This is a genomic window from Floridaenema aerugineum BLCC-F46, from assembly GCF_041929345.1.
Classification (GTDB): domain Bacteria; phylum Cyanobacteriota; class Cyanobacteriia; order Cyanobacteriales; family Aerosakkonemataceae; genus Floridanema; species Floridanema aerugineum.
On sequence record NZ_JBHFNQ010000115.1, the window covers coordinates 13,711 to 35,105 of the forward strand.

Annotated in this window: 21 protein-coding genes; 11 read left to right on the plus strand and 10 right to left on the minus strand. The window is 40.7% G+C overall.

Translation table 11 applies throughout. The features are described from left to right. The first annotated feature begins 159 nt into the window (after window positions 1-159). On the plus strand, window positions 160-588 hold the full coding sequence (locus ACE1CC_RS15220) for a hypothetical protein (RefSeq protein WP_413271277.1): 429 nt from the start codon (window positions 160-162) through the stop codon (window positions 586-588). Continuing rightward, window positions 585-1,175, plus strand: a complete 591-nt coding sequence (locus ACE1CC_RS15225; RefSeq protein WP_413271278.1) for a hypothetical protein — start codon at window positions 585-587, stop codon at window positions 1,173-1,175. Before ACE1CC_RS15220 ends, ACE1CC_RS15225 begins: the two co-directional genes overlap by 4 nt. A gap of 62 nt (window positions 1,176-1,237) precedes the next feature. Here the strand turns inward: ACE1CC_RS15225 and ACE1CC_RS15230 are convergent, their stop codons facing one another. Next, the gene (locus ACE1CC_RS15230) at window positions 1,238-1,375 is read right to left on the minus strand and encodes a hypothetical protein (protein ID WP_413271279.1); all 138 of its coding nucleotides are present in this window, start codon (window positions 1,373-1,375) and stop codon (window positions 1,238-1,240) included. 33 nt (window positions 1,376-1,408) lie between these two features. Between ACE1CC_RS15230 and ACE1CC_RS15235 the strand changes: the two genes are divergently transcribed. From ACE1CC_RS15235 to ACE1CC_RS15255, 5 genes are all read left to right on the plus strand, one after another. Beyond that, the gene (locus tag ACE1CC_RS15235; RefSeq protein WP_413271280.1) at window positions 1,409-1,666 is read left to right on the plus strand and encodes a hypothetical protein; all 258 of its coding nucleotides are present in this window, start codon (window positions 1,409-1,411) and stop codon (window positions 1,664-1,666) included. Beyond that, the gene (gene vapC, locus ACE1CC_RS15240; protein WP_413271281.1) at window positions 1,663-2,067 is read left to right on the plus strand and encodes a type II toxin-antitoxin system tRNA(fMet)-specific endonuclease VapC; all 405 of its coding nucleotides are present in this window, start codon (window positions 1,663-1,665) and stop codon (window positions 2,065-2,067) included. Before ACE1CC_RS15235 ends, vapC begins: the two co-directional genes overlap by 4 nt. 93 nt (window positions 2,068-2,160) lie before the next feature. Further along, window positions 2,161-2,841 carry a hypothetical protein gene (locus tag ACE1CC_RS15245; RefSeq protein WP_413271282.1) on the plus strand — a complete coding sequence of 227 codons (681 nt, stop codon included), beginning with the start codon at window positions 2,161-2,163 and terminating at the stop codon, window positions 2,839-2,841. A gap of 48 nt (window positions 2,842-2,889) precedes the next feature. Further along, window positions 2,890-4,692, plus strand: a complete 1,803-nt coding sequence (locus tag ACE1CC_RS15250) for an ATP-dependent nuclease (protein ID WP_413271283.1) — start codon at window positions 2,890-2,892, stop codon at window positions 4,690-4,692. A gap of 80 nt (window positions 4,693-4,772) precedes the next feature. Then, window positions 4,773-5,645: a class I SAM-dependent methyltransferase gene (locus ACE1CC_RS15255; RefSeq protein ID WP_413271284.1), complete on the plus strand. Its 873-nt coding sequence runs from the start codon at window positions 4,773-4,775 to the stop codon at window positions 5,643-5,645. A gap of 435 nt (window positions 5,646-6,080) precedes the next feature. Here ACE1CC_RS15255 and ACE1CC_RS15260 read toward each other — a convergent pair whose 3' ends face one another. From ACE1CC_RS15260 to ACE1CC_RS15270, 3 genes are all read right to left on the minus strand, one after another. Next, window positions 6,081-7,064 carry an RNA polymerase sigma factor, RpoD/SigA family gene (locus tag ACE1CC_RS15260; RefSeq protein ID WP_413271285.1) on the minus strand — a complete coding sequence of 328 codons (984 nt, stop codon included), beginning with the start codon at window positions 7,062-7,064 and terminating at the stop codon, window positions 6,081-6,083. A gap of 853 nt (window positions 7,065-7,917) precedes the next feature. Next, complete coding sequence (locus ACE1CC_RS15265; RefSeq protein WP_413271286.1) at window positions 7,918-9,654, minus strand: helicase HerA domain-containing protein; 1,737 nt, start codon at window positions 9,652-9,654, stop codon at window positions 7,918-7,920. A gap of 265 nt (window positions 9,655-9,919) precedes the next feature. Continuing rightward, window positions 9,920-10,711, minus strand: coding sequence for a glutathione S-transferase family protein (locus tag ACE1CC_RS15270; RefSeq protein WP_459563851.1), 792 nt, complete (start codon window positions 10,709-10,711; stop codon window positions 9,920-9,922). A 313-nt stretch (window positions 10,712-11,024) separates the two neighbouring features. On the opposite strand from ACE1CC_RS15270, the gene ACE1CC_RS15275 reads away from it, so the two are divergent. Next, the gene (locus ACE1CC_RS15275) at window positions 11,025-11,630 is read left to right on the plus strand and encodes a fasciclin domain-containing protein (RefSeq protein WP_413271288.1); all 606 of its coding nucleotides are present in this window, start codon (window positions 11,025-11,027) and stop codon (window positions 11,628-11,630) included. A 110-nt stretch (window positions 11,631-11,740) separates the two neighbouring features. On the opposite strand, the gene ACE1CC_RS15280 is transcribed toward ACE1CC_RS15275, so the two are convergent. The 6 genes from ACE1CC_RS15280 to ACE1CC_RS15305 all read right to left on the minus strand — a co-directional run bounded on the left by ACE1CC_RS15280 (window position 11,741) and on the right by ACE1CC_RS15305 (window position 14,630). Then, window positions 11,741-12,292 (minus strand): hypothetical protein, encoded by a 552-nt coding sequence (locus ACE1CC_RS15280; protein ID WP_413271289.1) that lies wholly within the window; start codon window positions 12,290-12,292, stop codon window positions 11,741-11,743. A 42-nt stretch (window positions 12,293-12,334) separates the two neighbouring features. Continuing rightward, on the minus strand, window positions 12,335-12,721 hold the full coding sequence (locus ACE1CC_RS15285) for a hypothetical protein (RefSeq protein WP_413271290.1): 387 nt from the start codon (window positions 12,719-12,721) through the stop codon (window positions 12,335-12,337). Window positions 12,722-12,760: 39 nt separating this feature from the next. After that, window positions 12,761-13,087: a hypothetical protein gene (locus ACE1CC_RS15290; RefSeq protein ID WP_413271291.1), complete on the minus strand. Its 327-nt coding sequence runs from the start codon at window positions 13,085-13,087 to the stop codon at window positions 12,761-12,763. A gap of 141 nt (window positions 13,088-13,228) precedes the next feature. After that, a complete protein-coding gene (locus tag ACE1CC_RS15295; RefSeq protein ID WP_413271292.1) occupies window positions 13,229-13,612 on the minus strand; it encodes a hypothetical protein in 384 nt (127 codons plus the stop codon). 114 nt (window positions 13,613-13,726) lie between these two features. Further along, window positions 13,727-14,101, minus strand: coding sequence for a hypothetical protein (locus ACE1CC_RS15300; RefSeq protein WP_413271293.1), 375 nt, complete (start codon window positions 14,099-14,101; stop codon window positions 13,727-13,729). 145 nt (window positions 14,102-14,246) lie between these two features. After that, window positions 14,247-14,630: a hypothetical protein gene (locus ACE1CC_RS15305; RefSeq protein WP_413271294.1), complete on the minus strand. Its 384-nt coding sequence runs from the start codon at window positions 14,628-14,630 to the stop codon at window positions 14,247-14,249. Between the two features lie 541 nt (window positions 14,631-15,171). Here ACE1CC_RS15305 and ACE1CC_RS15310 point away from each other — a divergent pair. From ACE1CC_RS15310 to ACE1CC_RS15320, 3 genes are all read left to right on the plus strand, one after another. Then, window positions 15,172-16,986: an AAA-like domain-containing protein gene (locus tag ACE1CC_RS15310; RefSeq protein WP_413271295.1), complete on the plus strand. Its 1,815-nt coding sequence runs from the start codon at window positions 15,172-15,174 to the stop codon at window positions 16,984-16,986. 44 nt (window positions 16,987-17,030) lie between these two features. Further along, on the plus strand, window positions 17,031-17,405 hold the full coding sequence (locus ACE1CC_RS15315) for a hypothetical protein (RefSeq protein WP_413271296.1): 375 nt from the start codon (window positions 17,031-17,033) through the stop codon (window positions 17,403-17,405). Between the two features lie 371 nt (window positions 17,406-17,776). Then, window positions 17,777-21,166 carry a WD40 domain-containing protein gene (locus ACE1CC_RS15320; RefSeq protein ID WP_413271297.1) on the plus strand — a complete coding sequence of 1,130 codons (3,390 nt, stop codon included), beginning with the start codon at window positions 17,777-17,779 and terminating at the stop codon, window positions 21,164-21,166. Window positions 21,167-21,395 lie beyond the last annotated feature (229 nt).

The window sequence follows — 21,395 nt, forward strand, 5'->3', positions numbered from 1 at the left end:
TTCTAACTAGTTGAATTCCAGACAGAGCGATACGCGCTACGCGCACACTTCGTGAACGCACTCCCAAAATTAGCTAAAGTTGAGATGGAGCGATTGATTTACAGATAGAGGTGTAATTGCAACCAATAGATTATGGATTTTTTTCGCCCCTGAAGCTATTTGCCACCTGCAACTACACCCAACTTAGGTCAAGGAAGGATTTTTAGCCACTTTACCAATGTTGAGGGGGTGACAGGAATTACAGGAATTGTTGGTGATAATCTAGAGGTAGGGCAGCAAGTTATTGTCAGCGAACTGCGATTTGGACAAGGCTCAAACCCATTTTTGGCAAATGCTCCTGGTGATATATTCCTGACAGATTTGGGTTGTGAGGCGACGCAAGGGAAACTGGAACTAATCGGTATTTTTGGTGATAAGCAAAAATTTGTGATTCAATTTTCTGAAGAAACAGCGTTATTATTAAATAATATTCGAGTCAGGCCATTGAGGATATCGAATAATATATTGAACCTTGGTGGAAGTATATATAGTATTCCAGGCGGGACTACACTCAAAGGTCTATGTGTAGTAATGAGGGTTAGATTATGAGCCAAATAGATGCAGATTTCCTACTTAAAGATTTAGAATCATCGGAAGTAGAAAAGCAGGTGCTTGCAGTAGAACAGGCTGGAGAAATTGTTAATTATATTGCCATTAAAACAGTAGAAGCTTTTAGGAAAAGCCAGCACCGTTTTTTGATCGCAGAACGTTTATATCGTCTGGGCTCAGTAGTTGTTCCACCACTAGAAAAAGTTTTGCAGGAATCTGATAATTCAGAAACAAGTATTTTGGCAGCAGTTATACTTCTAAGATTCGGTTCTAAAGTAGGTGTTTCCTGCTTGTTAGATGCTGTTGCTAAAGATGAAGAATATTCTTCTTTGGCTGCAAGTTCTCTAGCAGCAGCAGAAGTTAAGGAAGCGATCGCGCCAATGATTAACCGCCTGAAAAGCTGCGACCTGAAAAATGTTGATTTGGCGATCGGTCTTTTAGGTGCATTAGAAGATTTGCAAAGTGAGATTCCTTCAGATTTGCGCGATCGCCTAATTGCTGAAGATACTCCTTGGCAAATTCGTACATACGCTAAAAGATTTGGTTCCAACCAAGAAAATTTTGAAAAAGCGATCGCACTTTTCTAATTAGTTGAATTCCAGAGAGAGCGATCGAACTCCCAAAATTAACTAAAGTTGAGAAGGAGCGATCACACTCGCAAAATTAGCTGAAGTTGAGAAGGAGCGATCGCACTCCCAAAATTAGCTACAGTTGAGAAAGAGCGATCGCTTTTCACCTTCGAGTGAAAATGAGCGATACGCGCTACGCGCAGGCTACGCCAACGCATAACTACAATTAAATTAAAAAGGAGCTAAACATAATGGAACATAAAATTCTAGTACATTCTCATGTTGGTTCGGACGGCATATTGCAACTACAAGTCCCAACAGAATTTAAAGATACTGATTTAAAAGTTACGATAACTATTCAATCTGTTAACCCAGCAGAAAAGAAAACACCAGAAGAATTAGGTTGGACTCCAGGTTTTTTTGAGAGGACAGCAGGCGCTTGGGAAGGTGAACCTCTCACACGCGCTCAACAGGGGGAATTTGAAGAGCGTTTGTGGGAGTTGCTATGATTTACCTTTTGGATACTAATACCTGCATCCAATATATTACTCGTCGTAATTCTTCTATTGTTAACAAATTAACTACAGTAGCGCGTGAAGATGTGGTTTTATGCGATGTTGTGAAAGCAGAACTCTATTATGGTGCTTACAAAAGCTCTCGGCAAGAAAGTAATTTGGCATTATTTAGAGAGTTTTTCAGTGAGTTTGTTAGTCTACCGTTTGATGGGAATGCAGCAGTAATTTTTGGACGCATTCGATCGCAGTTAGAAGCATTAGGAACTCCGATCGGTCCTTACGATCTTCAAATTGCTGCGATCGCACTCGCCAATAATTTAATTTTGGTGACTCACAATACAAGTGAATTTAGTAGAGTTGAAGGGTTACAAATTGAAGATTGGGAAGTACGATAGATGGAAGATGACAATGATTTATAAGTAGCCTGATGTTATCTTATAAAAATAGTCACTAATCTTTTGTTTTTACTATTTCAAGGAAATTAAAATATGTGTCAAGAAACACCTAACTATTTACCAGCTATTTTAGGAACAAGCATAGCAGTTTTATGGTTGCTCCATAAAAGTTTATTAATTGGATTTCCGAAAGAATATGAAAAATATACTTATAAGGTGATTAAATGGTTGAAAAGAAAACAAATAGTGTTACCTACAATGATAGTATTAGCCGCGCCGTTTATACTTACCTGGATGGCTCTTCCTCAGTATGAGCTAACAGGACTTTACAAACAAAGTCTATTGATATTTACTTTTATATTAGGCGTAATTATAGCGAAAACTAAGGATAATGCTGCTTTAAGAGAAAAAAACAGGGCTTTATTCGTTTCTTTACTAATGGAATTTGAAGAAAATAGCAAGGTATTAATACAAAACAAGAAAATCATTGAAAATAGACAATATCGGCCTTTAAAGGCGCTTCAAACAAATGCTTTAAATTCTCTAATAGAAAATCTTCCTAAGCAAGACCCTACTCGGTTAGTTAAGAAATTTCGTGCGCTCAAAGATTTTATAAGAGAATTAGATGAATTGAATTTCTCGATTGAAAAAGCAAATTCAACAAATTCTTTAGAATCTAGGATGACTTTGTTGACTTGCATCTGCAACTTATTAGAAGATTTACCCAAATTAAAAATCACAACGTTATTTACAATTATTCCAGATTACCCATAATATAATATAAAATTATACGAGCCATAATCTTTTATCTACAAACCAGAAATGTATATTGCCAAATTTCGACTCTTTCACTACAAATCATTTCTAGATTCAGGCTTACTGGAATTTAAACCAGGTATCAATATAATTACTGGTCAAAATAATTCAGGAAAGACAGCACTACTTCAAGCACTTGATTTGGAGCTTACAAATGTTCCTCACAAAAGTACTAAAACTTTACCAAATCCCACAGAAAAAACCAACCAAATATCAAGAGCAGAAGTTTCATTGTTATTGCAAAAGGAGGAATTAAAGAGTATTTTATATTACTTGAAGGATACAAAGTGTGAACCTGGACAAACAATTGCTGATTTCGTTGATAAGGCATTTCTCCAAGAGTCGGGAATTAAAGGATTCGAGCAATGGTTAAACACTCCTGAAGAAGTCGAGTTAAGTTTATCATTCGATGGTGCCACCCCAACTACAATTGAGGCAAAAGCATCAAACATTTCCAAATTTGCTACTGAATCAGTCTTCAATAACTTTAAGAACCGTATATTCAGGTTTAGTGCTGAACGTCAAATTTTGGCAATCTCTAAATATGGAGATAATGATCAACTAAAACGAGATGCTTCTAACCTGGGCGAAGTACTTAGTATGCTACAAAGCAATAGGAAAAAGTTTGATCGCTTCAACTCCTATGTTTCATTAGTTCTTCCCCAAATAAAAGCGATTTCAGTTACAAATAAAGGAGGATTTGAAATTAGGGTTTGGCCAACTGATACAGATAGAGATGATCTTACATTTCCTCTGTCAGCTTGCGGAACAGGTATAGGTCAAGTATTAGCTATTTTATATGTTATTCTTACTTCACAAGAACCACGAACTATTATCATCGATGAACCTCAATCTTTCTTGCATCCAGGAGCAGAAAAAAAACTGGTAGATGTACTCAAAGAAAAAGAATTTGCTCAACATCAATATTTTATTGCTACTCATTCACCGACAATTATTGCAAATGCTAATGCCTCCACTATTGTGATGCTGCGCTCCCAAGACTGGGAAACCGTAGCGTCTGTAATGAATTCTAAAGCTAGAACAGAATTGACTAGTCTTATGGATGAACTCGGAGTTAAGTTGTCTGATATTTTTGGGGCCGATAATATTCTCTGGGTAGAAGGGCCAACTGAGGAGGTATGTTTTCAAAAGATTCTGGAGAAAAAAAGACCTCTAAGAGGTACTACTATTCTTGCTGTTAGTGCCACTGGAGATTTTGAACAAAAGGATCGCCGAGCCACAGAGACTATATTTAAAATTTATGCAAAAGTCAGTGGTAACAGTGGTAAAGAAAGCTTTTTTCCGCCTGCTATCGGTTTTATTTTTGATAAGGAGGATAGATCTAGCACAAAGCTTGATGACATGAAACGAATGAGTAAGAGTGCTGGACGGCTTGAATTTATTCCACGCCGTATGTATGAAAATTATTTGCTTCATCCAAAAGCAATAGCATCTGTAATTAATGAGGAGATCGGACAGGGAATAAATGAAGATGAGCAAAACGAAAGTAAAGAAATTATTGCTGTAGAAAGAGTTGAGAAATTGCTTAAAGAAAAAACACAAGAAGAGCGGTATTATGCTATAGCCAGCAAAGAAATAAAAGAAACCGATTTAAATTCAAAATTTGTTAAGGAAAATATTCACGCGGCAAACATCCTTAAGGACTTATTTGCAGAATTATCTGAAACACGGGTAGAATTTCAGAAACCCCGACATCCAATAAAGTTAACGGAATGGTTACTTAAAAATGAACCCAAGCACTTTTGTGAATTGGAAGAATTTTTGCTGGATATCCTTGATGGTAAATAAAATCGCCTTGGACTCATGCCGAATTTGAACAACTCAAAGGACGCATCTACCGCCAAGGACAAGTCAGCGATCGAGTAAAATTGGTCATTCCCCTGACCTTCGCCACAGTTAACGGTGAACATTGGTCATGGTGCGAATCTAAAATGCAGCGCCTTCGCTTCAAAAAATCCATAGCTGATGCAGCGGTTGACGGCGTAGTTCCCGAAGGGCATTTACGCACCCCCGCCCAAGCCTACCAAGATGTGATAACTTGGCTAGAACGCCTCGAAACTGGCGAACTGCAAATCATCACCCGCCCGAAAATCATTATCCCAATTCCAGACACCGACCCGGCAGATGTGCAGCGAAGACTGCAACGTTACGGCGACTTCTCCCAAATGAACCGTTTGTGGAATCAAACTCACAGCGCCAAAACTCACCAACGCCTGCAAGAAAACCCCGAAGAATGGGCACAATATCACACTTTATATAAAGAATCCCGCAAAGATTGGGCGATCGTTCCCTACGAAGAAATGATTCGTTGGTGTCAACAAGAAAGCAGTTACATTATTGGTGATTTTGGTTGTGGAGAAGCAAAACTTGCAGAAGCAATTTCCGACAGACATACAGTTTACAGCTTCGATCATATCGCTATTAATAATAATGTAATTGCCTGCGATATGTCTCACGTTCCCCTCAATGATGAAGAACTTGGTGTGGCGATTTTCTCTCTTTCTTTGATGGGTTCCAACTTCACGGACTACCTACGAGAAGCACGTCGTACACTTAAACTCGATGGTCAGTTACATATTATCGAAGCAACTTCCAGATTTGGTGATAAGGATCAATTCTGCGCTGATTTAGAAGCTTTAGGATTTGCCATTATTAGGGTTGAAGATATGTGGAAATTTACCCATATCACGGCTAGGAAAACTTACCGAAAACCGCAAGCTGGAGTGGAATTGAAGTTTTAGGGAAAATGCGATCGCGCAGTCGCCCATAAGCCCAATTAGTACGACACCCTTACAGCCCGCCTGCGAATCAATTCGCAGGCTAATAGCTCAAGTCCACTTAAGTGGACTGAAAGCAAATGAATTATAAATATTTATATCAAATCTAGGTTAGTTACCCCCTATATCTTCTCTCTCTTTCCTTTGCCCTCTGTATCTAGAGTGGTTGATTATCAAAGGGGTAATTCTCTTTAGAGGATTAAGATTAGGATTGTTATGCTTTCAGTCCATTTTAATGGACTTGAGCTATTAGCCCGGAAATTGATTTCCGGGCGGGCTAAAAGCACAGGTGCAAGATCTCCGTAAAACAAGAGAACCGCAAAAATTAAGGGACAGGTAGCAAACACACTACCTGTCCCTCAATTTTTGCCTATGAAACTAAGTAACTAACACTTTGCCTTAACTCGCGAGATATTCGCGGACGTTAGCACGGTGACGGCGTAGATGATCCAAAGCTTGGCGTTCTAGCTGTCTTACTCTTTCCCGGCTGAGGTTGAGTTGTTCACCTACTTTAGCTAAAGATAGAGCATTACCATCAGCTAAACCAAAACGCAGGCTGAGAACTTGCCGTTGTTGGGGTGTTAGTTCTGCCAAGAGGTCGTCGAGGTCTTGACGTAGAGACTCTTGGGTGATGAAGTTTTCTGGAGATGGGCCATCATCTTCCAAAAGGTCGGAAAGTTCGGTATCTTGGTTATCGCCAACGCGCACATCTAAAGAAATTGGCTGACGTGCGATCGTCAAATATTCACGAATCTGGCTGGTGTCGAGTTCCAGAGATGCGGCAATTTCTGCGGGAGTGGCGCTGCGACCAAGTTGTTGGGAAAGTTCCCGTTGCACTTTCTTGATCTTATTCAGTTTTTCGGTAATGTGGATGGGAAGACGAATGGCGCGTCCTTGTTGGGCGATCGCACGAGTAATCGCTTGTCTGATCCACCAATAAGCATAGGTAGAAAACTTGTAACCGCGCATTGGGTCAAACTTTTCCACACCTCTTTCCAAACCTAAAGTTCCTTCTTGGATCAAATCCAAAAACTCTAAGTTCCGCTTTTGGTATTTTTTGGCGATCGCAACGACCAAGCGCAAGTTAGCTTCAATCATCTTTTGCTTGGCTCTTTGTCCCCGCCGAATCGCATCAGAAACATCTGCTTCACTCATCTGGACATGATCTGCCCATTCCTTGCGAGAAGGTTCCCGTTTTAAACTGGTCGCCAAGGCTTCCTTCGCTTCCAGCAGGGTCATCATTTGTTGTACTTGCTTACCGTAGACGATTTCTTGTTCGCGGGTGAGCAAAGGTACACGCCCAATCTCACGGAGATAGGTACGAACCATATCGGCTGTGAATTTGGGGTTGGCATTGGTTTTTTCGTTCTTTACTGTGGGCATGGGTGCTTAATGAACTCTCTTAGACAAACAATGAACTGGTGGCTGGGATGGAGCGGAAGCGAAACCAGGAAACTTGCTTAACAAGCAGCTTAGTCTGATGGGTAAAAAAACTGCATCCTGCCATAGATGTAAGGGTGATTATCTTTTCTCTCAATACCAGAGAATTAGAATCAGGCTATCTGGGATAACTAAATCTTTAATTTTTAGCTTTGACCCAGGTATTTCCTCCCATCATTTGGCAAATAAAGAGGTAAGCTGTTTATTAGGGGTTTACTTGATGCCTCAACTCCTGGATTTTGGGGAGCGGGTAAGGATAGTAATTTGGTTGGAACAAGAAATACATCATGAAACCTGCTCCTGTAGACTCTTGGTTATAAATTTTTTGAACTTGAACTCGTTATAGAACCGCTCTAGCCTAGCTTTGTTGTAAGTTTAGACAGCGATCGGGGACTTATGGTTCATCCTTACGTTTAATATTCCCCAATTTTGCTCAAAAGTTTCGTTGTTAAAATAATCATTGTTTTATGCCTCTTCAATTTATTTAGGCATTCTCTTTAGTGCTCTATATATAAGGATGCCTTACTATCCTTGCCCGGAAAAGCTTTCGGCTTGTGGAATAACCGTACTTCTTTAGGCGAGATAAACGATCATAGCAAATGCGGAATGTTTTGTGTAGAGGTTTTTGGGGATTGGGGAGATGGGGAGATGGAGAGATGGGGAGATGGGGAGATGGGGAGATGGGGAGATGGGGAGATGGGGAAGTTATTAGCTGAAAACTCTCTCTAACTTAAAACTTAAAACTTGCCCAATTCTCCCTAACTCAAAACTCAAAACTCAAAACTCAAAACTTATTCTAAAAGCCTAAGTCTGCTTTAGCGGCTTCAGCTGCGGCGAAAACTGCTTCGTCTGGCTGTTCTTCCCAGATGGTGTCGCCGATTTCTTGATAGAACTTTTCGTCGTAGGGACGAGTTCGCACAACTACTGGCATGGGGACGGCGTGACCTAAAATTAAGGCTTGTTGCTTAGAGTCTAGTTTAGCTAGGACCGATCGCAAACTCCCCGCCCCAGCAACTCCGGTAAAAATTGCATCTATATCTTTTTCGTCGTTGAGTAAGGCAGTGATGCGAGTACCAATTTGGGACATAACTTCATTATCTATTCCCGATGGACGTTGATCCACTATTAATAGTGTAACAAAATATTTCCGCATTTCACGGGCGATAATCCCGAAAATTGTACTGCCGACAATTGCTGGATCGAGAAAACGATGGGCTTCTTCAATGGTAATTACTAATTGTTGGGGGCGATCGATCGGATTTTTAGTTTGCAGAAACATCTCCGCTTTGCGAACATACTCTTTATGAATTCTCCTGGTGATCATATTTGTCACCAACATATAAGAAAGCATATTCGACTGGGAACCAAATTCAATTACTACGTGCTGACCAGCTTCTAAACATTGCAAAATTCCATTAACATAATTTTTTGGACAAGTATTTCGCATATATTTTAGGCTTTCCAAACGCATTAATTTGCGCTGTAAAGCCATAATCGAACCTTTATGTCCTTTCTTTTCCTCGCAAAAAGTATTGATTTCTTCATTTGTCATATTTAACAATTGAATAATCCAAGATTTGCCGAATTCAGTCTGCAAAATTGTTGCATTATCCAACGCTGCATCAGAAAGACCTAAATCATTGGCGACTAATTTAATATCTTCTATTTCGATTTGGTCGTAACTTAAATATAATTCTTGAGCGTCCCGAACTCCCCGCCGTTTGGTTGATTGCGGATCGAGAGTAAACATTTGCACTTGTCCGGGAAATAGTTGCCGCAAACCTTTAACCGTGCTGAAAGCTTTCCCTTCTCGCACTGCTTCCCAACCATATTCTGAGTGCATATCAAAAATTAAATTGACTGCGGCTTGTCTGCGAATAATCCCGGATAATAACAATCTAGTTAAAAAAGATTTACCTGTTCCCGACTTACCAAAAACCCCGTTACTGCGTTCGACAAATCTTTCTAAATCCAGACAAACTGGTACATCCATATCTAAGGGTTGACCGATCGCAAAATTACACCTTTGCGGATCATCTTCCCAGCCAAAAACTGTGCGAAAATCTCTTTCTTCTGCGTCGTAAACTTGGCTGAAGTGACTGGGAATTGTTTTGACTGGTCGTAATTCTATATCTTCACTGTTAGTATTGGCTTGAAATGAAGCTAAATTTTTTACTGCTTCTGGTAAAGCTTTACGGGATTTACCATTCAAGGGGAAGAAAGCTGGGGGATCGGGAATCGGGGTAAACATTAACATAGGAGTGAGTTCGATCTTGCCATAAGTGCTACTTCCGGCGAGAATTTCCCTTAATAAATCATCGGCAAAATCGGGAGGATTAGCGATAATTCTGGGGCTAGAAGTGTCTAATGCCACATCGGTTAGCATACAGAAAAAACGCGATCGTACACCCTGCACCACCAAAAATTTCCCTACCCGCATATCCTCTACTGAAACATCCGGGTGCAGACGTACTTCTAAACCTTCACTCAGAGAACCTTGAATAACTGAACCTAACGGTTTGCCTAAAGTCATTGCTAATAATTATTAGTCAATTGTCATTGGTCATTGGCAAAATTTTACTTTTGTTTCATGGTATTTGACAATTAATTTTTGTCCTAATTCGCAAATACAAAGAAAAAACTAATAATCCTCAAAAAAATATAGGTACGTTGTTGGGGGGTTTAGGAAAATAATTAAAAAAAAAAAAAAAAAAAAAAAAAATAAAAAAAAAAAAATTTTTTTTTTTTTTTGTTTTTTTTTTTTTTTTTTTTTTAAAAACCCCCCAACAACGTACTTATTAATCTATTTGAATTGATGTGGGGCCAGAAGCGGGAGAACTAGTAGCAGTCAAAGGCTTACGATATTGGGCGTAAAGTTGATCTCGCCAGTTAAAGAAGGTGTCAAAAGTTATGCTATCAGCAATTCCAGGGACTCCTTTTCCTCTTAGATCGGGTGGAATATCTAAATAAGGGCCATCAGGGAATTTGATATACATACTTAAACCTGCTACGGCAAAGTCAGCTAAAGTAGGTTGATCTGCTACTAAATAAGGTTTATCGAAAAGCAGCATTGACAAAGATTCTAAGATTTGTTTCAGGTCGTCCAAAGCGGATTGAACCACATCTGGAGTCATACCCACTCCCAAACCTAAAACATTTAACAAGTCGCTGGGTACTGCTGCCACCAACTGTTTGAGAAAGTCCGGTGTTGTGCTGGGCAAAATTGAGGTGCGGAAGTTTTGACTTTGACTTAAACCGCTAAATAATGCCTTCCGACTTTTCTGCCCAATAGATTCATCAGCTAACTCTTCTATTAGGTAACAAAGGGCTCTTTGTTGGGGGTTGGTGGGAATAATTGGTCTTTCGGGGTACTTGCGCTCTAGGTATTTGGCGATCGCAGTTGAGTCAGCTATGATTTCACTACCATCTTTAAGCACGGGTACTTTTCGCTGACCAGACATTCTGTAGAGGTCTATTTGACCAATTCCCGGCGTAACCTCGATTTTTTTATAGGTTAGCCCCTTGTAATCTAGAATTAGTCGCACTTTCTCGCAGTAATGCGATATTTCAAATTGGTATAGCTCTAGCATTTCGCCTTTCCTTGAGCATTTTTGTAACTCTGAAAGTTTATCCGATCGCGCCGCTAGATTCACCTGACTTGAGTTAGTAACCAATTCTTAACAAAGGAATTATTGTTACTAAATATACAAATTTCCAGAAAAGCTCGCCTTTATTTACTTCCAAATGCTTGACCAGTGATTTTGTCAGGGCTAGCACAAGTAAACCTAATAAAAATATCTCCTAAGTTAGATATTATTTATCTTCCCTTTTTTTAACAAAATGTTATAAATTGATAGTTAGCTTTACAATTCCTTTACAAAGGGACAAAAACGCAGGAGCAACATGATGAAAGCAGTAAGCAGCCGGAATTGGATCAAAAAGCTGAAAGGGGTTGTTGCAGTAGCAGGAGTTAGCGCCTTGATTTCCCTGCCAGTATTAGTCCAAGCTCAACCTGGTGAACACCGTACCAGTCCTACAACCTCACAACCCGCAGTTGCGCCAGCATCGCCCCGGGTAACAACTGCACAAACTCAGACGATTGTAGCTGTCGCCTCTGCCAATGATAATTTTTCCACCTTGAAAGCGGCCCTAGAAGCTGCTGAATTAACTGACACTCTAGCAGGAAAAGGGCCATTCACAGTTTTTGCTCCTACAAATGCCGCATTTGAAGCATTAGGTGAAGAAAAAGTACAAGCTTTGTTGAAGCCAGAAAACAAAGATAAACTAATAAAAGTTTTGACTTATCATGTAGTTCCCGGTCAAGTTATGTCTACTCAATTAAGACCTGGAACAGCCAAAACTGTAGAAGGCGGTACAGTTATGGTGATGGTGAAAGACGGTAAAGTGAAAATCAATAATGCTCAAGTAACTCAAGCTGATGTTAAGGCTAGTAATGGAGTTATTCATGTAATTGATACAGTTTTGTTACCTCCAGATTTGAAACTTTAGAGTTGAATAAAGTGTATTAAGCACGTTGTTGCGCTTCAGCGCTCTTACTCAATAGTAAGAGCGCTGAAGCGCAACAACGTACTTTTGAGTTATTGGCTTCACCCCTACTTTTAATGCACATTGATAATCAAAGTTTGTCTGAGTTTACCGCTACCACCTGTTGATTGACTTACCGATGTTCCCGGCCCTTTTAACTCTACTGCAACTGAGGAATTTACTGGACTGTAGTTACCTGCAATGAATACAGTTCGTTTACCTTTGGAGAGAAAGGGCGATATGTTTAGGGAAGTTTTATTGCCAGTAAATGTTCTCAAAATCCGCCCATCTAGAGCAATATATCCAACTATAGCAACCTTAGAATTAGCGGTAATTTCTATAGTATGAGATTGTTTGAGATTTGCGGAATTGATGTCGATCGCAGTAGTTTGTTCTTCGGAAGATGAACTGCTGCTTGATGCAGAGTCAAAGCTTTGTCTGGAACGGCTGAAATTACAAATCATAAATGTTAAAAATGATTGGTCAGCCATGCTTCTTTCTTGACAGAATACCTGCCTATAGTCTCTGCTATTTGAGCCATTCAAACTTCCAGTAATTAACTGTTGGCTATAACCTGTGAGGGAAGATAAAAAAGCTACAGCCAAAGCCAAAGTGATTAAATTCATATTTGCTCCTTGGTGCAAATTTTTCCGGCAAGTCGCGCCAACTTAACGATCGATTAAATTTCTGTATTTATCTGCTGGATTGCGGACATCAATTTGAGGATTTACTTGAATTTGAATTGTTCGACCACTGCCAGCTGGATTTTTTCTGTCCCCGCGAAGAGTCTGGCGGACATTTCTTTCTTGAACTGCTTGACCTGGACCGACATGAACTTGGGTTCCTGTAGTAACGCCGTAACTTCCAGTACAAGGACCTTCACTGCGTAATTCTATATTATTGCGGCGTTTGGCTGGGCCTGAGCCGCTGATGGAAACTTGTACAGATTGGTCTACTTGTACGCACTGTCCAGAAGCAGAATTAGTAGCCGAAGGGCTAAAAATCAACATACTGGAAACAGATAAGAAACCGAAAACAAGTGGGCTTAATTTCATGTTTATCTCCGAATAATCTCCGATTTAATGACTTATGCTTTAAAGAGACTTGAGCGATCGCGTTGGTTGTGGGTTTGCTTGGTACTGTGGAGGTAATGAGTTTCCTTGGTACTGTGGAGGGGTCGGGATCGATCGCGTCGTCGCCGGATTGAATCTTTTGTCTGACTTGCGATCGGACCGAGGCTGTGTAATATTATTGATGATGTTGATATTCTGAGTCACATTGTTGTTGTTACCGATCACCGTAGAATCTTGCCTAGCTCGCTGAGAATTAGAGAAGCTAACAGTTTGGGCAAGTGAGGCAGTGGGAAAGATTTCCAGAGTCAGAAAGCTGAATAAGGCGATCGCAAAAGTGTTTTTCCCCATCTTCTTTTCATCCAAAAACCTCTTTAATTTGCATTCTGCATTTAATGAAGAGGAAAAAGTAGCCTTAGCCCAAGACGATCCTGCTTTTCGCTTGCTTTTTCCTCCGATGAAATCCTGCCGATTCAAGCTAAGGCTCTAATCTTAGATGCACCGCGCAGTGCAAGAAACTCTACGTCCTTTAACCGGAGCCGGAGCATTTCGGTTGCTGCTGTTTTGACGATTGACTTGATTGACTCGGTTGCCAATACCGCTGCTATTAGCATCCTGAAGTTGGTCTTGGACAACACCTTGATCGCCTCTTGTGGCTCGACCAGTAGCATTGTTACTATTCTGGCTGGAACTTTGGTGAACACTGTTGTGGCTTCCCGAAACATGAGATTGCTGTCTACTGGTTTGAATCACCGCATTATCACCACCACCTGCACTAACTCGCTTGCAGCAGGGGTCAGTCGCTTGGGCAGTTAAGGGGAACAAAGACAAGGTGGCAACAGTTAAAAAACCAACTACATAAGAATTCTTCAGCATTGTACTTTTTCCTTTGTTATCTATTGGAGTTACTGGCGAGAGCTTTTCTTTCATCCTCTGAAAAGCTCGGAAAACATTCTGGCTTTTGACAAGACATAAAATTTGTCGGGAACATTAGATGCACCGCCGAGTCTGGCAAACATTACGTCCTCTAACCGGAGCATTTCGGTTGCTACTGTTTTGGCGATTGACTTGATTGACTCGGTTGCCAATACCGCTGCTATTAGCATCTTGAAATTGGTCTTGAACCACACCTTGATCGCCTCTTGTGCCTCGACCTGTGGCATTGTTACTAGTCTGGCTGGAAATTTGGTTAGTGCTGTTGTGGCTTCCCGAAACATTAGATTGCTGTGTACTGGTTTGAATCACCGCATTATCACCACCTGCACTAACTCGCTTGCAGCAGGGGTCAGTCGCTTGGGCAGTTAAGGGAAACAAAGACAAGGTGGCAACAGTTAAAAAACCAACTACATAAGAATTCTTCAGCATTTTACTTTTTCCTTTGTTATCTATTGGAGTTACTGGCGAGAGCTTTTCTGCTATCCTCTGAACATTGGGAAACTATTCAGTCTTCTAAGCGATCGCCTCGCCAAGAAAGTGGTTACAGTTCGTCAGATAAAATTTGTCAGGAACATTAGCGCCGTTGAGGGCAAGGAGCTTTACGTCCTTTAACCGGAGTAACGGGAGCATTTCGGGTGCTGCTGTTTTGGCGATTCACTTGAGTGACTCGGTTGCCTCTCCCGCTGTTATTAGAATTCTGACGTTCGTCTTGGACAACACCTCGATCGCCTTTAGAGACTCGACCAGTAGCATTGTTGCTTGTCTGGCTGGAAATTTGGTTAGTAGTGTTGTGGCTTCCCGAAGTATGAGATTGCTGTGTACTGGTTTGAATCACTGCACTATCACCACCACTTGTACTAACTCCCTTGCAGCAGGGGTCAGTGGCTTGGGCAGTTAGGGGAAACAAAGACAAGGTGGCAAAAGTTAAAAAACCAACTACATAAGAATTCTTCAGCATTTACTTTTTCCTTTGTCATCTATTGGAGTTGCTTGCTTGAGCTTTTCTGTTATCCTCTGAAAAACTCTGAAAACATTCTGGCTTTTGACAAGAGCCTCGTCAAGAAGGTTGTTACAATTTGTTACATGAGGTGAAAGAAACCCGGTTTTTTGGAAAAACCGGGTTTCTGGGTAAATTTCGCCTAACCTTGTTCCGGCTCAGATTGGTAGCCGATATATTAAGCTAAGGTGGAATCAGAGGTATTTATCTGGATTGTCGAATCAAGTTTGTGAGGTTAAGGGTAGACTCAGATCTTGCAAGAGGCAGAGCCTCCATTCTTCGTTCCCAGGTTGAACCTGGGAACGAGGACACAGGAGGTTCTACCTAGCTGAGTGTTCTTATCTCAGTAGAGGCACACGCTTGCGATCGCCTCTACAAAGTAAAACCCTGTTTCTCTCAAACGAGTTGGCAAAACTTAGCCGACTCAAAATCTGCCTCTTTCCACCTTTTGAACCTGTCGTTAAAAACTTTCCTGATGTTTTCCCGCCAATTTCTAGTTCAGATGGCTCACAGTCGCGAACTTTCTCCCGAACAAGAGGAAGTATTCTTGCTGCGGTTTGCAGAAAATTTGGACTACGAACAAATTGCTACTCAACTGCAAACCTCTCCCGGTGCTTGCCTGAAACGCATGGGCCAAGTTTATAACAAGTTTGGCATCAGCGGATTGAACAGAGGCAAAGAGAATCGGCTGCGAATTTTTCTGATTCAGGAGTTGGAACACCGGGGAATAGTAGAGCCTGGTAAGAATGTGGCGCAGGCGCAATCTATTACCCATTCGGGAAAAGTCTTAATTACCTATCGTAGCCAAGAACCAGATAACACTCTGGCGCGGCAATTTTCCGCTGCTCTTTCCGATCTTGGTTACGAAGTATTCCCAGCGGAAGAAAGCATTAAAGTTGGAAAAAATTGGCCGCAACGCATCCAATCACTATTAGAACGATCGGATTTTTTGCTGTTACTATTGTGTCCTCAATCTGCTTTTAGCGATATGTTGATTGAGGAGTTACGACAAGCTAAAGAAATGCAGGATTCTCGTCCTGATGGTCAACCGAAAATTGTAGCGATTCGGGTAAATTTTCCGTTCAATTCCCCAATTAGTTATGACTTACGCAGCTATTTACAAACTGTGCCGCAACGGGAATGGAATTCGGAAGCTGACACCCAAAATATTTTGCAAGAAATCCTGAATTTGATGGCTGGAACTGAACACTTAATTGATTCGTCTGCAATTTTAGATAAAGCTAGTTTACCAACTGCTTGGGAAAGTTCTGATGGTCGTCCGCTGCCAGTAGCGAGTCCAGAATTACCTGAAGGACAGGTAGATTTGGCTTCTAACTTTTATGTGGAACGACCACCGATCGAATCTCGTTGTTATGAAATGATTTTACAACCAGGAGCTTTGATTCGAGTTAAAGCTCCCAGACAAATGGGCAAAACTTCTTTAATGGCGCGAATTGTTCAGTATGCAGGAGATCGTGGATGTCGAACCGTAACTTTGAGTTTTCATCTCGCAGAAAAGGCAATATTCAAAGATTTGGAACAGTTTTTACGTTGGTTCTGTGCTTATGTGGGTTTGGAGTTACAGTTACCTAATAAGTTAGATGATTATTGGGATGATATTTTTGGCAGCAAGGTTAACTGTAAAGCTTACTTTGAAAAGTATTTGTTGCCAGAATTAGATCGACCGCTGGTGTTGGGGTTGGATGAGGTCGATCGCGTTTTCTTACACCCAGAAATTGCCGATGACTTTTTTGGACTTTTGCGGGCTTGGCATGAAGAATCTAAAAAGCGGGATATTTGGAAAAAGTTGCGCTTGGTAGTGGTACACTCGACCGAAGTTTATATTCCTCTCGACATTAATCAGTCTCCATTTAATGTGGGATTACCAATTGAATTACCAGAATTTTATAGCGAACAAGTGCAGGAATTAGCGCGGCGCTATGGATTGAATTGGGATATCACTTCAGTTAAACAACTGATGGAAATGATGGGAGGACATCCTTTTTTGGTACGAGTTGCGCTGTATCATATTGCTCGCAAAGATACTACTCTGGCGGAACTGCTGAGATCGGCACCCACCGAATCGGGACTTTATGCCGATCATTTACGTCGTCATTTATGGAATTTACAACAGCATCCTGAATTAGCAACAGCTATGAGGGAAGTTGTTAGTAGTTCTCATTCTGTGAAACTAGAAGCAATTTTGGCTTTTAAATTACACAGCATGGGATTAGTCAATTTGCAAGGTAATGAGGTGAAACCGCGTTGCAATTTATATCGCCTTTATTTTCGGGAAAGATTAGAAAACGGAGGTTAAAAACCGCTCTTAATTTGACCTCAATGCACTGGGGCGCACTCGCTATGCTGCAAACATTATTTTTATTGTCTGTTTGTACGACAAATATGGTTAAAGCTGATGAGTTGTCTGATGAATCTAACCTAGCGTCTGGACGTTCTTGCTCGATTTCTGGCAAATTATCTGGTTCTGCTTTAGATCGGGAACGCTCTGATTTTGTGGTGATGGCAAATAATAATAGCGATCGCTCATCGAAAATGGCTCGGATTAATTCTAATCAACCTGGTTATAATTTGTCATCTTTGCCAGCAGGTCATTATGTGTTGCGGGTTTTTCGCAACGAAGCGGGCTCTCTTCTTCCGGTGAGAACCTATCCTCGGCAAAGATTAATTAGATGTCGTGGGAATGAAATCAAAAATGTTGATTTCGAGCTAGAGTAAACTTAGTTCCTCTCTCTCTAATCACTTTCAAAGTTATGGTTTAATATCAGCTAAGCCTCAGCCGAAATTAGGTTTTTCCTGGTTAAAATATCTCAAAAATCTGATTTTTTATCTACAGGATCATTGACAGTTTTAAGTTTGGCACAAAGGGATAAGATTTACCAAGACGTAGAAGTTTCTTGATTTCAAATGTTGCATCTCTCACTATCTAAGACAATTTTATATTCGTCACAGGGCATTAACGCACCCATAAAAGTTAGAGTACAACCATAATATACCACCTGGAAAATTTTTAGGTGATAACCAGAGGTTAATTCATCTAAACAAAACAGGAGTAAAAATTTTAACTCTAATATTTATGGGGTGCTTTTATGAGAATCAATTTTAACAGCCCGGATTTTTCCTGCCCTTATAACTACAAATATCAAGTAGGTGGGAGTCTTCCTCCTGATGCACCAACTTATGTTAAGCGTCAAGCAGATGAAGATTTCTACCAATCTTTGAAATCAGGGAAATTTTGTTATGTGCTCAGTTCCCGACAGATGGGAAAATCTAGCTTACAATTGCGAACAATGCGCCGTTTAGAAGCCCAAGGAATCGCTTGTGCTGCGATCGATCTTTCCGAAATTGGTAATTGGAATGTTAATCAAAGTCAGTGGTATGCTGGAATCGTTTATTCTTTAGTAAACAGTTTCAATTTATTTGAGCAATTCGATTTACGGAGTTGGTGGCGCGAACATGAGTTTCTTTCTCCCTTGCAGCGATTTAGCGAGTTTATCGAACGAGTGTTACTTGTGGAAATAACTCAAGATACAGTGATCTTTGTTGATGAAATCGATAGTGTTTTAAGTTTAAATTTTCCCATTGATGATTTTTTTATTTTTATTAGAAGTTGCTTCAACAAACGCGCAGATAAACCAGCATATAAAAGATTGACTTTTGCCCTTTTGGGAGTGGCGACACCATCAGATTTAATTAAAGATAAAAGTCGCACTCCGTTTAATATTGGGCAAGCGATACATTTAAGAGGCTTTCAATTAGATGAAATTCAGCCGTTAGCGGTAGGATTGGCGGCAAAAGTTAGTCATCCCGAAACTGTGTTACCAGAGATATTATCTTGGACGGGAGGACAACCATTTCTCACCCAAAAGTTGTGTCATTTAGTGGCGAATGGGGATGGAGAATTGGGGATTGAAGAGTTAGTGCGATCGCATATAATAGAAAACTGGGAAAGCAACGACGAACCGAAACATCTGAGAACAATCATCGAGCGGATTTTTAGAAGTGAACGCAACACCAGTAGATTGCTTGGATTGTATCAACAAATATTGCAACAAGGAGAAATTACCGTAGATCACAGTTTAGAACAAACGGAATTACAACTAACAGGATTAGTCATTAAAGAGCAAAATAAATTAGTGATGGCTAATCGGATTTACGAGAGAATTTTTAACCAAGATTGGGTAGAAAATGCCTTAGTAAATTTGCGCCCTTATGCAGAAGCACTCAACGCTTGGGTAGCTTCCGACTGTGAAGATGAATCGCGATTATTGCGGGGAAGAGCATTACAAGATGCTTTAGAATGGGGAACAGGGAAAAAATTGAGCGATCGCGATTATCAATTCCTCACCGCCAGTCAAGAATTAGAGCGAAAAGAAGTTCAAAAAGCCCTAGAAGCAGAAAGAGAAGCCAATCAAATTTTAGCCACAGCCCAAGAAAAAGCCAATCAAACAATTAAAAGAGGATTAGCCGCATTAGCCGCCATTTCAGCTGTTGCCGCCACATTAGTACTAAACGCAGGCACAACAATTAAACAAGCAAGAGAAGGCAGCAAACTAGAATGGGAAGGAATTAGCGCCCTCAGACAATACGAATCTGAAGAAAAAGAAATTGAATCTTTACTGTTAGCCATGCAAGCAGGACAAGATTTAAAATCCCTGAGCAACAATCAAGCTTTACTACAAGAATATCCAGCCATCAGTCCGATTTATTCATTACAAACAATTCTCGACAAAATTCACCAAAGGCATCAATTTAAAGGACATCAAGGAGTAGTTTGGCGCGTTAGTTATAGCCCCGACGGAAAATACATTGCCAGCGCCGACGATGACGGCATCGTGAAAATTTGGCAGCGCACAGGTTTAAATATAGCTAAACTGAAAGGGCATCGAGGGGAAGTATTTGATGTTAGTTTTAGCCCAGACGGAAAGCAGATTGCCACAGCGGGTGGTGATGGTACAGTTAGACTTTGGAACAAACAAGGAAAACAATTATTTTCGATGCCAAGTCATTTCGGGAAAGTTTGGAGTGTGAGTTTTAGTCCTGATGGAAAAGCGATCGCCTCAGCCGGAGAAGACGGTATCATTAGAATTTGGAATCATTTTGGCAAACTAATAAATCAATTCAACTCCGAACAAAATCAAATTTGGAGCATCCGTTTTAACTCGAATCAGCAATTAGCAACTGTAGGACAAGATGGCACTGTTAGACTTTGGAATCAATCAGGTAAACTGCTGCATAAACTAACATCTAACACCAGTAAAATCAGAAACCTAAGTTTTAGTCCCAAAGGAGATTACATCGCCACTGGAGAAGAAGACGGTACAATTCGACTTTGGCAGCAACAAGGCAAACAAATAGCGCAAATCAACTCCTATCAAGGCAAAGTAACGAGCATAAAATTTAGCTCCAATGGAAAACAACTAGCCACAGGTGGAGCCGATGGAACAGTGAGAATTTGGGATTTTTCCGGCAAACAATTAGCTAAATCCTATTCTCATCAGGGTCAAATTTTAAGTTTAAGTTTCAGTCCCGATGGCAAAGAAATTGCCAGTGGTGGAGATGATGGAATAGTCAGACTTTGGCAATTTTGGCAAAGAGGAATATCTCGATCGGTGTTGCAAGGCGGACAAATGCCTAAAAATGAAAGTGAGGAACTGTGGCGCGTTAGTTTTAGTAATGATGGCAAGCAAATTGCCACAGCTGGAGTTGATGGTAAAGTGAAATTGTGGGATTGGACTGGTAAGCAATTGGCTCAATTCAAAAGTAATCAAAGTCGGGTTTTAAGCCTCAGTTTTAGCCCGGATAGACAAAAAATTGTCACTGCTGGAGCCGATGGTAAAGTAGAAATTTGGCATCGCCAAGGCTTCCGATTAGCTGAATTTAAAAGCGATCAAGGTAGAGTTTGGAGTGTCAGTTTTAGCCCGGATGGAGATGTGATTGCCACCGCAGGTGATAATGGTACAGTGCGTTTTTGGAACCTATTTGGTGAGCCTTTAACTCAATTTAATTCGCACCAAAATCAAGTTTGGAGCGTCAGTTTTAGTCCCGATGGAAAGGTAATTGCCACTGCTGGAGATGATGGGACAATTCGACTTTGGAATCGTTCCGGTAAGCTGTTGGAACAGTTTAATTCCCATCAAGGTGAGGTGAGAAGTCTAAGTTTTAGTCCTGATGGACAACGCCTTGCTACTGCTGGCGCTGATGGTACAGTGAAGTTATGGTTTATTTCAGGTAAACCACCCAGACAGTTATTAGCTAATTTCAAAGTTTACGATCCGGGCGAAGTTTTGGCTGTAAGTTTTAGTTCTGATGGCAAACGTTTGGCTGCTGCTGGATCTGATATTAGTAAAATTCGCTGGTGGCGCGTGGAAGGATTAGATGAATTGTTGCAACGGGGATGTGTGTGGTTAAAAGATTATTTAGTTACCCATCAAGAAGCAAGAAAACAACTTACTGTTTGTCAGAGTTCTGGTAATTAGATTTGAGATTTTTTGGGGAAATGCGTTGGCGTAGCCTGCCGTAGGCGTATCGCTCCTAATTTGTAGTAAGTGGGTAGATATAAATAAAGTGAAAATAAAGGCGGGCAGGATGCCCACCCCACAAGAAAGCTGGAACTCTTGTGGGGTGGGCATCCTGCCCGCCCCATTCTTAAATAACTATTATCACTTTATTTATTTACACCTACTTATTTTAATCTCTGTGTCAGAA

Coding starts and splice junctions, on each gene's coding strand:
- ACE1CC_RS15285 (WP_413271290.1), bottom strand. CDS start 12,721: ATGAAATTAAGCCCACTTGTTTTCGGTTTCTTATCTGTTTCCAGTATG.
- ACE1CC_RS15320 (WP_413271297.1), top strand. CDS start 17,777: ATGAGAATCAATTTTAACAGCCCGGATTTTTCCTGCCCTTATAACTAC.
- ACE1CC_RS15315 (WP_413271296.1), top strand. CDS start 17,031: ATGCTGCAAACATTATTTTTATTGTCTGTTTGTACGACAAATATGGTT.
- ACE1CC_RS15300 (WP_413271293.1), bottom strand. CDS start 14,101: ATGCTGAAGAATTCTTATGTAGTTGGTTTTTTAACTGTTGCCACCTTG.
- ACE1CC_RS15310 (WP_413271295.1), top strand. CDS start 15,172: ATGGCTCACAGTCGCGAACTTTCTCCCGAACAAGAGGAAGTATTCTTG.
- ACE1CC_RS15275 (WP_413271288.1), top strand. CDS start 11,025: ATGATGAAAGCAGTAAGCAGCCGGAATTGGATCAAAAAGCTGAAAGGG.
- ACE1CC_RS15250 (WP_413271283.1), top strand. CDS start 2,890: ATGTATATTGCCAAATTTCGACTCTTTCACTACAAATCATTTCTAGAT.
- ACE1CC_RS15280 (WP_413271289.1), bottom strand. CDS start 12,292: ATGAATTTAATCACTTTGGCTTTGGCTGTAGCTTTTTTATCTTCCCTC.
- ACE1CC_RS15295 (WP_413271292.1), bottom strand. CDS start 13,612: ATGCTGAAGAATTCTTATGTAGTTGGTTTTTTAACTGTTGCCACCTTG.
- ACE1CC_RS15230 (WP_413271279.1), bottom strand. CDS start 1,375: ATGCGTTGGCGTAGCCTGCGCGTAGCGCGTATCGCTCATTTTCACTCG.
- ACE1CC_RS15235 (WP_413271280.1), top strand. CDS start 1,409: ATGGAACATAAAATTCTAGTACATTCTCATGTTGGTTCGGACGGCATA.
- ACE1CC_RS15225 (WP_413271278.1), top strand. CDS start 585: ATGAGCCAAATAGATGCAGATTTCCTACTTAAAGATTTAGAATCATCG.
- ACE1CC_RS15245 (WP_413271282.1), top strand. CDS start 2,161: ATGTGTCAAGAAACACCTAACTATTTACCAGCTATTTTAGGAACAAGC.
- ACE1CC_RS15260 (WP_413271285.1), bottom strand. CDS start 7,064: ATGCCCACAGTAAAGAACGAAAAAACCAATGCCAACCCCAAATTCACA.
- ACE1CC_RS15265 (WP_413271286.1), bottom strand. CDS start 9,654: ATGACTTTAGGCAAACCGTTAGGTTCAGTTATTCAAGGTTCTCTGAGT.
- ACE1CC_RS15270 (WP_459563851.1), bottom strand. CDS start 10,711: ATGCTAGAGCTATACCAATTTGAAATATCGCATTACTGCGAGAAAGTG.
- ACE1CC_RS15290 (WP_413271291.1), bottom strand. CDS start 13,087: ATGGGGAAAAACACTTTTGCGATCGCCTTATTCAGCTTTCTGACTCTG.
- vapC (WP_413271281.1), top strand. CDS start 1,663: ATGATTTACCTTTTGGATACTAATACCTGCATCCAATATATTACTCGT.
- ACE1CC_RS15305 (WP_413271294.1), bottom strand. CDS start 14,630: ATGCTGAAGAATTCTTATGTAGTTGGTTTTTTAACTTTTGCCACCTTG.